We start from the raw sequence: 13,103 nt of genomic DNA on the forward strand, positions 1-13,103 counted from the left end.
CGGTCAGACGACGCCGTCCCAGACCATCTTGGCGCCACTGTCCCCGGTCAGGTAGACGTACACGATCGCGAAGACCGCGAGCACCGCCACCACGACGGTGAGCGCCACCGGCAGCCAGCGGGGCAGCTTCCGGTCCGCGACGAAACGGCTCGTCGACAGCACGAGCAGCAGCGCCGCGACGCCGAGCCCGAGCGCGAACCAGAACAGCGTGTCGCCGTACTCGGCGTGCTCGTGGATCTGCTGGAGCCGGTCCGGCGGGTAGCCCTTCGCGCGCAGGGCCTCCTCCAGTGCCTCGCCGGACTCGGTCGCCACCCAGGCCACGATCGGGGTGACCACGGCGAGCGCGGCGACCGCCCAGCCGAGGCGGGGCCGCCAGCGGGGCAGCACGCCGTACCCGACGGCGAGCAGTGCCAGCAGCGGCACCAGCACCACCGCCGCGTGGATGACGAGTACGTGGAGCGGTAGACCGTTGATTTCCCTGAACACCGCGACACCTCCGGCGAGTGGGTGGTTAGCGGGCCCAGCGTACGGCGTGACACCGCCTGTTTCGATACACGCGGGCGCGGCGGCAACGGTTCACCTGTGGCCCCGGCCACGGGTGAACGACGCTCGCTTGTCGGCCCGCCCGGCCCGTGCTGTCATGGATGCGTGTCCACAGGTGAGGAGCTGCTCCGGTCGAGGGGCCTACGCGTCACCCGGCCGCGTCTCGCCGTGCTGGACGTGCTCTCCGCCGGCGGTCACCTGGAGGTCGACGAGATCACCCGGCGGGTCCGCCAGCGGATCGACTCGGTCTCCACCCAGGCCGTCTACGACGTGCTGGGCGCCCTGTCCCGGGCCGGCCTGTCCCGCCGGATCGAGCCGGCCGGCAGCCCCGCGCGGTACGAGGCCCGGGTCGGCGACAACCACCACCACGTGGTGTGCCGGGGCTGCGGTGAGATCGCCGACGTGGACTGCGCGGTCGGCAGCGCCCCCTGTCTGGACCCGAACGTGGCGCACGGCTTCGTGCTGGACGAGGCGGAAGTGACCTTCTGGGGTCTCTGCCCGGCCTGCCAGTCCCGCCGCTCGGCCGACGACTGACCGGAGTGCCACGCCCGGCGTGGCACTCTTGATCGGTGGACACCGAAGACCTCGGCCTCTTCGGTCCGGGATCGGTCACGTGGAAGGTGCACGAGGAACCGATCCTGATCGTCGCCGGCCTGCGCTCCCTCTACCTCCAGGCGCTGCACCCCCGCGCGATGGCCGGCGTGGCGCAGAACAGCAACTACCGCACCGACGCGTGGGGCCGGCTGGTCCGTACGGCGACGTACGTGGGCACGACGATCTACGGCACCACCGCCGAGGCGGAGGCGGCCGGGCGGCGGCTGCGTACGCGGCACGCCCGGATGCGCGCCACCGACCCGTTCACCGGTGCGGAGTTCCGCGTCGACGATCCGGAGCTGCTGCGCTGGGTGCACGTCACCGAGGTCGAGTCGTTCGTGAGCACCGCCCGGCGGGCCGGTCTGGCGCTCACCGACGACGAGGTGGACGGCTACTACACCGAGCAGCGACGGTCGGCGGCCCTGGTCGGGCTGGACCCGGACGACGTACCGGGCACCGCCGCCGAGGTGGCCGACTACTACCGGGACGTACGCCCGCAGTTGCGGATGACCCGGGAGGCGGCCGAGACCGCGCTGTTCCTGACCGCGCCGCCGATCCCGTGGAAGCTCAGCCTGCCGGCGCGGGTCGGCCTGAACCTCGGCCCGCCGCGCTGGGCGTACTTCGGGATCGCCGCCACCGCGCTGGGGATGCTGCCGCCCTGGGCGTTGCGGCTCTACGGCGGGCTGGGCCTGCCCACCACCGCCCTGTCGGCGGACCTGAGCGCGCGGGCGCTGCGCCTGGCGCTGGCCGCGGTGCCGCGGCGCTACCGGGAGGGGCCGTTGCAGCAGGCCGCCCAGGAACGCGCCGCCCGCCTGGCCGCGGCCTGACGGTGAGCCCCGGTCAGTCCGGGTCGGCGAACCGCTCGACCGCCGACCAGGGCTCCTTGCCCGGGGTCTGCGCGCCGGCCGGGCACGTGCGCCGGTAGTCGCACCAGCCGCACCTCGGACCCGGCTCGGTGGGGAACGACTCGTCGGGGTCGGCGCCGTCGGCCACCGCGCGCTCGGCGGTCATGATGTCGCGGGCGGTGTCCTCGGCGCGGGTGAGCTGCCGGTGCAGGGACTCCGGCGTGTGCTCGTGCGCGGCCACGGTGCCGGTGGGCAGGTGGTGCAGCTCGACCCGGCGGCATGGCTTGCGGAACACCCGCTCGGCCGCGTACGCGTAGAGCGCGAGCGCCTGCGAGCCGCGCGCGTCGTCGGCGTCGAGCCCGGTGCGGCCGGTCTTGTAGTCGACGATGACCAGCTCGGGCCGCCCGTCCGGGCCGGGGCGCGAGTCGATTCGGTCGGTGCGGCCGTTGAACGCGAGCACAGCGGTCTTGACCGCGACAACGCGTTCCACGCCGACCGGCTCGTCGGCCGGGTCGAGGCCCGCCACGTAGCTCTCCAGCCAGGTCAGCGCCCGCCGGAAGGCGTCGCGCTCCTGCTCGTCGTCGCGGTAGCCCTCGCGGACCCAGGTGCCCTTGAGCAGCGTGCCGAGCACCTCGGGGCGGCGGCGGTCGGGGGCCAGCGCGTACCAGTTCTTCAGCGCGGTGTGGACGCTGGCGCCGAGCGAGTTGTGCGCCCACGGCGGGCCCTTGGGCGGGGCGGGGCGGTCCACGTAGGCGTAGCGGTAGCGGCGGGGACAGTCCGCGTAGGCGCCGAGCTTGCTGGGCGTGCAGACGAACAGGCGCTCCGGCATGCCCTCGAAGCCGAGCTGCTCGGACTGCTCTGCGCGGGGCCGGGGAGCCCGGGAACCGCTGGCTGCTGCCTGTCGTCGCACGCTTGAATCCTGCCATCCGGGTACGACACCGGACGGACCCGCTCAGGCGTTGTTGAGGTACTGGGTCACGAACGCGGCGATCGCGTCGGCGATGAGCTGCACGGCGATGGCGGCCAGCAGCAGGCCGGCGATCCGGGTCAGCACCTCGATGCCGCCGGGTCGCAGCACCTTCACGATCCCGCCGGAGAAGCGCAGCACCACCCAGACGGTCACCATCACCGCGACGATGGCGAGCCCGATGGCGAGGTAGTCGACGGCGCCGCCGGCCTGCTGCACGAACAGCATGGTCGCCACGATGGCGCCCGGCCCGGCCAGCAGCGGCGTGCCGAGCGGCACCAACGCGATGTTGGAGGTGACCTGGTTGCTCGGGTCGTCCGCCTTGCCGGTCAGCAGCTCCAGCGCGACCAGGATCAGCAGCAGGCCGCCCGCCGCCTGGAGCGCGGGCAGGTCGACGTGCAGGTACGCCAGGATCGTCTGCCCCGCCACCGCGAAGATCACGATGACTCCGAGCGCCAGCGCCACGGCCTGCCAGGCGGCCCGGTTCCGGTCGCGCGCGGGCAGCGGCCCGGTCAGCGCGAGGAAGATGGGCATCATTCCGGGCGGGTCGACGATCACCAGCAGGGTCACGAAGACCTCGCCGAAGAGCTTGAGATCCACGCGGACACGGTAGCCGTGCCGTCGGAGCGCTTCAGCCTGAAGCGACAGGGGTCACCCCGCGGGCCAGCGCGACGATCCGCTCGTACGCCTCGGGGCCGGTGGTGTACGCGCCGAGCCGTACCGTCTTGTGCGTGCCGTGGAAGTCGGACGAGCCGGTGACCAGCAGTCCCAGGTCGGCGGCGAGCCCTCGGACGTGCGCCCGCTCGGCCGGGTCGTGGTCCTCGTGGTCGGCCTCCAGCCCGGCCAGGCCGGCCGCCGCCAGGTCCGCGATCAGCTCGTCCGGCACGATCCGGCCGCGCCGGCTGGCCCTCGGGTGGGCGAAGACGGGCACGCCGCCGGCCGCCCGCACCAGCGCCACCGCCCGGAACACCTCGATGTCGTCCTTCGGCAGCCGGTACCGCTCGCCGAGCCAGTCCGGCCCGAACGCCTCGGTGGTGGTGGCGACCAGACCGGCCCGGATCAGCGCCTGCGCGATGTGCGGACGGCCGACGGTGCCGCCGCCCGCTCCGGCCAGGATCTCCGTCCAGCTCACCCGGATCCCGTCGGCCTGGAGCAGCCGGACGATGCGCTCGCCGCGCTCCTCCCGGGCCCGGCGGACCCGGGCCAGCTCGGCGGCCAGTTCCGGCTCGGCCGGGTCGAACAGGTACGCGAGCAGGTGCAGCGGGACCGCCGGTTCGGCGCCGAACCAGCGGCAGGAGATCTCCGCGCCGCGGATCAGGGTGAGGCCCGGCGGCAGGGCGGCGACGGCGGGCGCCCAGCCGGCGGTGGTGTCGTGGTCGGTGAGTGCCACCACGTCCAGCCCCGCGTCGGCGGCGGCCCGGACCAGCTCGGCGGGGGTCAGGGTGCCGTCGCTGGCGGTGGAGTGGGTGTGCAGGTCGATGCGGGCGGGGACGCTCACCCGCCCGACGCTACGCCCCGTCCGGCGCCGTGGGGACGCCGGCCACCACCACCGGACGCTCGTGCGGCGCCAGTCCTTCGACAGGTGAACCCGTGGGCCGGTCACCGGCCAGCACCCGATCGGGCTTGACCCGGACCAACCCGCCGTTCGCGTCCACGTGCAGCGCCACACCGGCCCGGGTCCACGCCACCCCGCCGGCCAGCACCGGGCCGGCCGGGTGGAGAGCCGGGCTGGCCGGATCGGCCAGGTCGATCAGGAGGGCGGTGCGCGCCGTGCCGTTGGCGAGCAGCCACCGGCCGTCGAAGGAGAGGGCGCCACGGCCGTCGGTGGCCAGTCTCGGGCCGCACGCGACACGCACCGGGGCGAGGTCCCGGGCCGGGTCGAGTAGACCCAGGCACGGCTGGCCGTCCGGGCCGGCGGCGACCAGGCCGACCGCCCGGCCGTCGGGGCGGGTGCCGTAGACGACGCGTACGTCCTGGTTCACCGGCCCCGGCTGCCCGCCGAGCGCGCGGTTCCAGACGCTCATCCCCCCGCCACCGGGTTGCTGGATGAGCACGGCGTCGCCGGCGAAGCCGACCGGCACGGCGCCCTCCGGCGCGGCGGTCCGGACCGACGCGATGAGCTGACCGGCGACCACACCGGCGGCGATCACGTCCGGGCCGTCCCGCCAGGCGACCTGGCGTCCGTCCGGCGAGACGGCCACCGCGTCCGCGGCGGCCAGCATGACCTGCGGCGCGGTGCCGTCGACCGGAGCCCACCAGAGGGTACGGCCGGCGGCGGTGGCCGCCGAGGTGAGCAGCCAGCCCTCCTCGTCGTGGATCCGCTGCGCCCGTTCGACGCCGCTCACGCCGGTCAGTTGACGCCGTTCGCCGCCGCTGGTGTCCAGCCGGTCACCGACGAGCAGGTCGAGCTCGGCGCGGATCGGCCCGTAGCGGGTGACCGAGGGCGGCTCGGTGGACAGCGGGGAGGGCGCGAGGACGGGCGGATCGCCGAGCACCACGGTGGGGGTGCCGCCGTCGCCGCCCGGCGCGGTGAACTGGACCACCCCGAAGGTGATGGACACGGTGGCGACCCCGGCCAGCGCCAGGCCGCTGAGCGTACGCCGCCGGCCCACGCGCCGCGCCCGGCGCAGGACCTCCCCCGCCGGGTCGGCGGTCAGCGGGCGGGACGTGGCGACGCGGCGGGTCAGCGTCTCCCGCAGCGCCCGCTCCAGCTCGTCGTCGCTCACGGGGAATGGACGCTCCGGGCTGCCCGTCCGGTTGTCACAGTCGTGCCGGGGGCCGCTCATCGGCTCTCCGCCGCGATCGGGACGGCGGGGCGGACCGGCGCGGGACGGACCGGGGCCGGGGACTGGACCGGCCGGGGCACCCGGGCGGCGGACCGGGGCGCCGGTGCTCGGGCCGGCTCGGCACCCGTGGTCGGATGGACGGCGCGGCCGGACCGGCCGGCCGGAGCCGGGGCGGACGGAGTCCCGGCGGGCGCGTCGGCCGGCGTGGGGAGGCTCAGGGCCGCCTCGGAGCCCAGCCGGCGGCGCAGCGTGTTGAGCGCCCTGGAGGTCTGACTCTTGACGGTGCCCGGGGAGATCTCCAGCAGCGCGGCGGTCTGCGCCTCGGACATGTCCTCGTAGAAGCGCAGCACCAGCACGGCCCGTTGCCGGGCCGGCAGCGCCTGGAGGTGCCGCCAGAGCGCGTCCCGGTCGAGTTGCTGTTCGATCTCGTCGACGCCGGCGCGCTCCGGCAGCACCTCGGTGGGACGCTCGCCGTGCCAGCGGCGCCGCCACCAGCTCGTGGACGTGTTGACCATGACCCGGCGGGCGTACGGCTCGATGGCGTCGATCCCGCCGAGCCGTTTCCACGCCAGGTAGGTCTTCGTGAGCGCGGTCTGGAGCAGGTCCTCGGCGGTGGCCCAGTCACCGGCGAGCAGATACGCGGTGCGCAGCAGCGCGCCGGACCGGGCCGCGACGAATTCGCGGAACTCCTCCTCCAGCGGGTCTCTGCTCACCACAGTCATCTCCCCCCGTCCTGCCTGGCAGAATGCCACGGCCACGCCGGTCGGGTCGATGGCGGAAGGTGTGCAGTTCATCCGATGTTCGGACGAAAAGTTTCAGGCTCCGTCGTCGGCCTTGGCCTCGTCGGCCTCCTTGCCCAACCGCGCCTCGACCGCCTGCGGCTCGTACATCTCCTCGACCACACGCAGGTAGAGCTCGTTCGGGTTGGGCAGATTCTTGATCACCCGGAGTGCCTGTTCCTGACCGGCGGACTCCAGCACGAACGTGCCGTAGTTGAGGGCGCGGCCGGTCGGGCTCTGCTCGTACTTCATGTCGGTGACCCGGGTGAGCGGCATCATCGCGACCTGCCGGGTGATGATGCCGTTGACCACCATCACCCGTTTGTTGGTCAGGATGAACCGGTCGTACCACCAGTCGGCGACCTTCCACGCGACCCAGCCCATCACGGCGAACCAGAGCAGCACCGCGACGGTGGTCAACGCGCCGACGTCCCGCCCGGCGAGGAAGCCGGAGAGGTAGCCGAGCACGAACGTGGCCGCGACGCCGACGATGATCGGGGTGGTGAGGTGGATCCAGTGCCGCTTCCACTCGCCCCGGTAGCGCTCGGTGGGGAAGAGGTAGCGCGCCACGAGCGAACTGGGCTCGTCCTCCAGCGGCAGCACCCGGCGGGGTGCCATGCCGGTGGCGTCGGACCGCAGCCCGGCCAGCTCCTCCTCGGAGATCGGCTGGTCCGGGAAGCCGTCCGGATCCCGCGCCCAGGCCCGGCCGGACCGCCCCTCGGCGGCGTAGGCGCTGCCGTAACCGACGTCGTCCGCGTCCGCGTACGGGCCGGGGCCGTAACCGGCCGGGTCGTCCGGGTCGATCCGGGGGATCGGCTCGGTGTCACGCTCCCGTCGCGCCCGGTCGGGGTCGTCCGGGTCGAAGGGTGGACCGGAAGGGCTTCCCATCGGCGGCTAGGCGACGAGGTTGGTGAAGAAGTCGCCGAACCCCTGCGCGATGTCCATGATGCCGCCACCGAGAGACTTGAAGACGTCGGCGGCGGAGTTGGGCCGGTACGCAACGAAGAAGATCAAGAATGCGATGCCGGCCCAGGTGAGGACCTTCTTGACCATAGCGGGCCATCCTCTCGCGCGGCGCCGGGTCCGTTTACCGCAGCGGCACCCAGAGTATCAGCATGGTGTCTTACCGTGAATATCTGCGTCCGCTCTCTCCGACTCGCCGTGGCGAGCCGGTCAGGCCCGCCCGTGCAGGTACGGAGACGGTGCGCCATACACGAGTTCGGGCGGTGTCCACTCGGTGAGGTCGTGCAACACGACCTCTTCCGCGAGGAGGTGACCCGCGCTCGCCGGCCAGGCTATCGCATGGAGCCACATTCCCCGAGCCTCGCCGGCGTACGCGCTTCGATCCGTTACGGAACGGACGAGCCACAGTGGAGTCGGATGACCGCCCGCCCGGATCTTCGCGTGCGGCAGACGCTCGGGATGACCAGGGCCGGGGTCGGTCAGCGCCTCCTCCACCTGGGGACCGGGATCGGGTCCGGGCAGTCCCGCGAAGCGGGAACCGAGACCGACGCCGGGCTCCTCGGCGACGAAGATGAGATCGGCCGGCCCACCGTCCAGGGGGGCCGGACCGGCGCAGGCGACCAGAGTGGCCCGTACGCCCGCCCGCTCGTCGCCCGCCCAGGCGACGCCGGTGAGCGTCCAGCCCGGCGGGAGCGGCCACGGACACCACAGCGGCATCCGGAGCCGGTCGGCCGGATCGGGATCGGCTGCCACCCGCTCCACCACGCTGGCCATGATCTCGGCGCTGATGTGCTCCGGCACGTGCAGCGGCGCGACCGGGCCGCAGCGCACGCACCGGTGCTCGGCGTGCATCAGGTCCGGCTCGCGCACCGGCCCCGCGCACTTCGGACAACTCACCGCGACAGTCACACCCTCACCGTCGTCCCGGACCCGCGAGGCGTCAAGCGGGGCGCGTGGGATTTCCGTCCGGTGGTGGACCCACGGGGTTTCAGTCCGGCGGCGGCCCGGCGTACGACCGGATCCAGGCGTGCATGGCGATGCCGCTGGCCACACCCGCGTTTATGGACCGGGTCGAACCGTACTGGGCGATGGAGAACAGCGCGTCGCAGGCCGACCGGGCCACCGGCGACAGCCCCGGCCCCTCCTGGCCGAACAGGAGCACGCAGCGGCGCGGCAGCACCGCCGTCTCCATCGGCCGGGAGCCGGGCAGGTTGTCGATCCCGACCACCGGCAGCCGCTCGCCGCGCGCCCACGCGACGAACTCCTCGATCGTGGCGTGGTGCCGGACGTGCTGGTAGCGGTCGGTCACCATGGCGCCCCGCCGGTTCCACCGCCGCCGCCCGACGATGTGCACCTCGGCGGCGAGGAAGGCGTTGGCGTTGCGGACCACGGTGCCGATGTTGAAGTCGTGCTGCCAGTTCTCGATCGCGACGTGGAAGTCGTGCCGGCGCCGGTCCAGGTCGGCCACCACCGCCTCGCGCCGCCAGTAGCGGTAGCGGTCCACCACGTTGCGCCGGTCCCCGCCGGCGAGCAGCTCCGGGTCGTAGCGCGGGTCGTCCGGCGGGTCACCGGGCCACGGCCCCACACCCACGTCGAGCTGGTCGTCGGTCACGGTTGCCGAGGGTACGGCCCGGCGGCGTCACTGTCAGCGCAGGTCGAGCGCGCCGCCCAGCCGGTCGAGGAAACGCGTGTCGGCGGGACTCGGCGCGCCCTCCCCGGCCCGGCACACCCGGGCCGCCACGGACTCCACCCACTGCCGGTACGCCGCCGAGTCGGCCGGATCGGCCCGGCGGCGCAGCACACGTACCGCGGCCCGGGCTGCGGCCAGCAGGTCGACCAGGTCGGTCAGGCGCTCGTCCCGCTCGGTGGCCCCGTCGTGGCGGGCGTAGATCGCGGCCACCACGGCGCGGACGAGATCACTGTCGAACGCCCGGCCGGCGGCGACCGCGTCCAGGCCGGCCAGACCGGCGGCCACACCGCGCGGCGGGCGTCCGGGTCCGGGAGAGGCGGCGGCGACGAGGACGCGGCCCGGCAGGTCGGTCAGCAGGTCCCACTCCGCCGCGGAGTAGGCGGCGGTGGTGAGCGGTGCGGCGCGGCGACCGGCGGAGGGCGGTTCGCCGGCTACGGAGTGGCTCATGGGAACCTCCAGCCCGAGCATATGCCCCCGGACGAGGTCCGGGCCCCGTCCCCGCCGAACGGGGAACGAGGCCCGGTGACCGGACGGACGTGAGGTCAGCGCGGCTCGGGGAAGCTGGGACGCTCCGGGTCGACGCCGTCCGGGACGGCGGCGGCCGCGTACTCCTTCTTCGGCACCATGACCTTGCGGCGGAACACGCAGACGAGGGTGCCGTCCTGGTTGTAGCCGCGGGTCTCGACCGCCACCACGCCGCGGTCGGGCTTCGACGCCGACTCCCGCTTGTCCAGCACCGTCGTCTCGCCGTAGATGGTGTCGCCGTGGAACGTGGGCGCGACGTGCCGCAGCGACTCGATCTCCAGGTTGGCGATCGCCTTGCCGCTGACGTCCGGCACGGACATGCCCAGCAGCAGCGAGTAGATGTAGTTGCCGACCACCACGTTGCGCTTGAACTGCGAGGCGGACTCGGCGTAGTGCGCGTCCATGTGCAGCGGGTGGTGGTTCATGGTGAGCAGGCAGAAGAGGTGGTCGTCGTACTCGGTGACCGTCTTGCCCGGCCAGTGCCGGTAGACCGCGCCGACCTCGAACTCCTCGTAGTAGCGGCCGAACTGCATCCTTGTCCCCTTCACGGGCGGCGATGGAGTTCGGCACAGCATGCCTTATCGCTTGTTAAGGCGAGGGGCGGGGCGCTCGCCCGGCGGAAATGTCACACCGGGGGTCACCGAGGTCCGGACGCAATGAGCGGCGGGGCCCTCCCCGGCACCCGCCGCCCACGCTCTGATGCGAAGAATTCTGCCGTACGACCACCCTCCGCCGACAGAGACGGAGGTCACATTTATCTTTTCGTAACACTACTGAAAGTAACCGACACTCAGTCGGTAAGCGATCACCGCAGGCTGCATAGACGCTTGTCAAGGCCGAAGTTACCGGCGCGTAGCGGACACATAGCGTGATCTCCTTGGAAACGCTCCCATCACCGCCCGTCACGCAAGTGCGGCATGCATTTGCGTTCCGCACGGCCGGGGCGAACAGATGGGGTTCGATGTGCTCAGGGTCACCGTCCCGGCGCTCAGCGTTTCGTCACCCGCGCGCCGGGAATTCGGACGGACTGACCCTGGTTCCACCGGACGTACGACAATCCGCGGTGATCGGAGAGAGCAAATGGCAACGGTTGAGCTGACCACGGCCAACTTTGACGAGGTGACCGGGCGCGACGGGATCGTCCTGCTCGACTTCTGGGCGGACTGGTGCGGCCCGTGCAAGCGCTTCGCCCCGGTCTACGAGCGCTCCTCGGAGAAGCACCCGGACATCGCCTTCGGCAAGGTCGACACCGAGGCGCAGCAGGAGCTGGCGGTGAAGTTCAACATCAGCTCCATCCCGACGATCATGGCGATCCGTGACGGCGTGATCGTCTTCGCCCAGCCGGGCGCGCTGCCGGAGTCGGCGCTGGAGAACCTCATCGAGCAGGTCCAGGCGCTGGACATGGACGACGTCCGCAAGAAGCTGGCCGAGCACAACCACTGACGTTCCGTACGCCACCGGCCGGCGCCCTCCGGGGTGCCGGCCGGCGGCGTCCTCGCGCCCGCCGGACCGGCGGGACGGGTAGTGAGGAATGGCCGAGTGAGGGACACTTTCGGCCACTTCACTCCCGTAACGTCACCACACGATGGAGACCTTGACCGCCCGCGGGCGCGCGGTCCGAGTGGGCGCCACCCTGCTCGGCCTGGCGCTGCTGCTCCTGGGCACCGTGCGCGGCACCGACGACGACTTCCCGTTCGGGCCGTTCCGGATGTACTCCACCTCCGACCCGCCGAACGCGCCCGCCCCGGACACCCGGGTCGAGGGCGTCGACACCACCGGGACGGTGGTCGCGCTCGGCCAGGAGGCCACCGGCATCCGCCGGGCCGAGATCGAGGGTCAGCAGGGCCGGTACGCCACGGACCCGAGCCTGCTGCGCACCGTCGCCGACGCGTACGCCGAACGCCACCCCGGCGCACCCGAGCTGGTCGAGGTGCGGATCGTCGTCCGCTGGTTCGACATCCAGGGTGGCCGCCCGACCGGCAGGTGGACCGACGAGACAGCGGTGCGCTGGGAGATCGGCCGATGACCGGCTGGCTGACCGAGGCGGTCCCGCGCGGCCGGATCGCCGCCTTTCGCACCCTGGTCTACCTCTTCGTCGCCGCCGACCTGGTCGTCTTCACCCCCTGGGTACGCACCCGGGTCGACGTTCCCGGCGACCTCTACCAGCCGCTGCTCGTCGGCCGGCTGCTCCCGCTGCCCACCCCCACCCCGGCCCTGGTCGGCGTGGTGTTCTGGGCACTGCTGGTCACCGCGCTGCTGGCCGCCACCGGCCGGGCGCACCGGCTGCTCGGCTGGACGGTCTTCGCGCTGTACTTCGAGTGGATGATCGTGGCGATGAGCTACGGCAAGGTCGACCACGACCGGTTCGCGCTCCTGGTGGCACTGGCCGTGCTGCCCACCGCGGGGCGCGCCCGGCACGGCGACCCGACCCGTACCGAGGCGGGCGGCTGGGCGCTGCGGGTCACCCAGATCGCGGTCATCTGCACGTACTTCCTCGCCGCCTGGGCCAAGTTCCGCTTCGGCGGCTGGGACTGGGCGACCGGTTCCGTGCTGGCGAAGGCGATCATCCGGCGCGGCACCGACCTCGCCGACCTGATCGCGCAGGTGCCGCACCTGCTGATCGTGGCGCAGTTCGGCATCCTGGCGTTCGAGCTGCTCAGCCCGCTGGTGTTCGTGCTGCCGGCCCGGTGGCGGACGATGACCGTCGGCTTCTTCTACTCGTTCCACCTGGTGACCATCGCGACGATCACCATCTCGTTCGCGCCGCACCTGGCGGCGATGACCAGCTTCCTGGCGCTGGAGAAGGTCCGCCCCGTGGTGTTCGTCAGGCGCCTGCTCGGCCGCCCGCCGCCGGCCGCCCCGACGTCCCCCGCGCCGGCGACCGCCGATGTGACGCCGGCCCCCGCCCCCTCCGCGCCGGCGACCGCCTGAGCGCGGGTACGCCGGTCAGGCGGTCGGACCCGGGCGGCCGGTCGGGCCGTACAGCCGCTCCCGGGCCTCCTGCGGCAACGCGCAGGCGGCGGTACCGCCCGGCATCCGGTGCCGGTTGCGCGCCACCCAGCGGTACGCGGGCCAGGCCGCCGCGCGGACCGGCACGAGGCGCAGCCCGGCCCCGGCGAACCGCCAGAGCGGCCCGCTGTCGCCGAGCAGCCGGGCGATGGCGTCCGGACCGGCGGCGCGGGAGCCGTCGGCGCCCACCCACTGGACCGCCTCCTCGCACTCGGCCTCCGTCAGGCCCAGCGCCGCCAGGTCGGCGAACTGCCACGGCACCACCCGGGCGCCGGTCGGGATGCGGCGCTCGATGAACTGCGCGCAACTCGTGCAGAAGGCGCAGTCGCCGTCGTAGACGAAGGTCGACGTCTCCATGCCTCCATCCTGCACCCGCCCCGGGCCCCGGCGGCGCGCGGTGTC

Annotated in this window: 18 protein-coding genes; 5 read left to right on the forward strand and 13 right to left on the reverse strand. The window is 73.2% G+C overall.

Features of this window, described 5'->3' with window-relative positions:
- Positions 1–3: 3 nt before the first annotated feature.
- A complete protein-coding gene (locus AB0C17_RS24505; protein WP_357381329.1) occupies positions 4–486 on the reverse strand; it encodes a DUF2231 domain-containing protein in 483 nt (160 codons plus the stop codon).
- A 162-nt stretch (positions 487–648) separates the two neighbouring features.
- On the opposite strand from AB0C17_RS24505, the gene AB0C17_RS24510 reads away from it, so the two are divergent.
- Together AB0C17_RS24510 and AB0C17_RS24515 are read left to right on the forward strand one after the other, a co-directional pair.
- Positions 649–1,077 (forward strand): Fur family transcriptional regulator, encoded by a 429-nt coding sequence (locus AB0C17_RS24510; protein WP_357381327.1) that lies wholly within the window; start codon positions 649–651, stop codon positions 1,075–1,077.
- Between the two features lie 35 nt (positions 1,078–1,112).
- A complete protein-coding gene (locus tag AB0C17_RS24515; RefSeq protein ID WP_357480641.1) occupies positions 1,113–1,964 on the forward strand; it encodes an oxygenase MpaB family protein in 852 nt (283 codons plus the stop codon).
- Between the two features lie 13 nt (positions 1,965–1,977).
- Here AB0C17_RS24515 and AB0C17_RS24520 read toward each other — a convergent pair whose 3' ends face one another.
- The 11 genes from AB0C17_RS24520 to AB0C17_RS24570 form a co-directional block, all read right to left on the reverse strand.
- Positions 1,978–2,892, reverse strand: coding sequence for a PD-(D/E)XK nuclease family protein (locus AB0C17_RS24520; RefSeq protein ID WP_357471868.1), 915 nt, complete (start codon positions 2,890–2,892; stop codon positions 1,978–1,980).
- A gap of 42 nt (positions 2,893–2,934) precedes the next feature.
- On the reverse strand, positions 2,935–3,549 hold the full coding sequence (locus AB0C17_RS24525; RefSeq protein WP_013283903.1) for a MarC family protein: 615 nt from the start codon (positions 3,547–3,549) through the stop codon (positions 2,935–2,937).
- 31 nt (positions 3,550–3,580) lie between these two features.
- The gene (locus AB0C17_RS24530; protein ID WP_357381320.1) at positions 3,581–4,447 is read right to left on the reverse strand and encodes a PHP domain-containing protein; all 867 of its coding nucleotides are present in this window, start codon (positions 4,445–4,447) and stop codon (positions 3,581–3,583) included.
- A gap of 10 nt (positions 4,448–4,457) precedes the next feature.
- Positions 4,458–5,675, reverse strand: coding sequence for a hypothetical protein (locus AB0C17_RS24535; RefSeq protein ID WP_357471865.1), 1,218 nt, complete (start codon positions 5,673–5,675; stop codon positions 4,458–4,460).
- Positions 5,676–5,731: 56 nt separating this feature from the next.
- Entirely contained in the window at positions 5,732–6,451 is a 720-nt protein-coding gene (locus AB0C17_RS24540) for a SigE family RNA polymerase sigma factor (protein ID WP_357480644.1), read from the reverse strand.
- A gap of 99 nt (positions 6,452–6,550) precedes the next feature.
- On the reverse strand, positions 6,551–7,402 hold the full coding sequence (locus AB0C17_RS24545) for a PH domain-containing protein (RefSeq protein ID WP_357381314.1): 852 nt from the start codon (positions 7,400–7,402) through the stop codon (positions 6,551–6,553).
- Between the two features lie 6 nt (positions 7,403–7,408).
- Positions 7,409–7,567, reverse strand: coding sequence for a hypothetical protein (locus tag AB0C17_RS24550; RefSeq protein ID WP_013283898.1), 159 nt, complete (start codon positions 7,565–7,567; stop codon positions 7,409–7,411).
- A gap of 120 nt (positions 7,568–7,687) precedes the next feature.
- Positions 7,688–8,386, reverse strand: a complete 699-nt coding sequence (locus tag AB0C17_RS24555) for a DUF6758 family protein (protein WP_357471862.1) — start codon at positions 8,384–8,386, stop codon at positions 7,688–7,690.
- A gap of 79 nt (positions 8,387–8,465) precedes the next feature.
- Positions 8,466–9,089, reverse strand: coding sequence for an RNA methyltransferase (locus AB0C17_RS24560; RefSeq protein ID WP_357381310.1), 624 nt, complete (start codon positions 9,087–9,089; stop codon positions 8,466–8,468).
- 33 nt (positions 9,090–9,122) lie between these two features.
- On the reverse strand, positions 9,123–9,614 hold the full coding sequence (locus tag AB0C17_RS24565) for a hypothetical protein (RefSeq protein ID WP_357480647.1): 492 nt from the start codon (positions 9,612–9,614) through the stop codon (positions 9,123–9,125).
- Positions 9,615–9,709: 95 nt separating this feature from the next.
- The gene (locus AB0C17_RS24570; protein WP_013283894.1) at positions 9,710–10,225 is read right to left on the reverse strand and encodes a MaoC family dehydratase; all 516 of its coding nucleotides are present in this window, start codon (positions 10,223–10,225) and stop codon (positions 9,710–9,712) included.
- Positions 10,226–10,772: 547 nt separating this feature from the next.
- Between AB0C17_RS24570 and trxA the strand changes: the two genes are divergently transcribed.
- The 3 genes from trxA to AB0C17_RS24585 all read left to right on the forward strand — a co-directional run bounded on the left by trxA (position 10,773) and on the right by AB0C17_RS24585 (position 12,623).
- Positions 10,773–11,135 (forward strand): thioredoxin, encoded by a 363-nt coding sequence (gene trxA, locus AB0C17_RS24575; protein ID WP_269702434.1) that lies wholly within the window; start codon positions 10,773–10,775, stop codon positions 11,133–11,135.
- Between the two features lie 142 nt (positions 11,136–11,277).
- A complete protein-coding gene (locus tag AB0C17_RS24580) occupies positions 11,278–11,718 on the forward strand; it encodes a hypothetical protein (RefSeq protein WP_357471859.1) in 441 nt (146 codons plus the stop codon).
- Positions 11,715–12,623 carry an MFS transporter permease gene (locus tag AB0C17_RS24585; protein WP_357471856.1) on the forward strand — a complete coding sequence of 303 codons (909 nt, stop codon included), beginning with the start codon at positions 11,715–11,717 and terminating at the stop codon, positions 12,621–12,623. Before AB0C17_RS24580 ends, AB0C17_RS24585 begins: the two co-directional genes overlap by 4 nt.
- A gap of 15 nt (positions 12,624–12,638) precedes the next feature.
- Here the strand turns inward: AB0C17_RS24585 and AB0C17_RS24590 are convergent, their stop codons facing one another.
- Positions 12,639–13,058 carry a DUF393 domain-containing protein gene (locus tag AB0C17_RS24590; protein WP_357381302.1) on the reverse strand — a complete coding sequence of 140 codons (420 nt, stop codon included), beginning with the start codon at positions 13,056–13,058 and terminating at the stop codon, positions 12,639–12,641.
- Positions 13,059–13,103: the final 45 nt, after the last annotated feature.

Source organism: Micromonospora sp. NPDC048887 (assembly GCF_040649715.1).
Taxonomy (GTDB): domain Bacteria; phylum Actinomycetota; class Actinomycetes; order Mycobacteriales; family Micromonosporaceae; genus Micromonospora.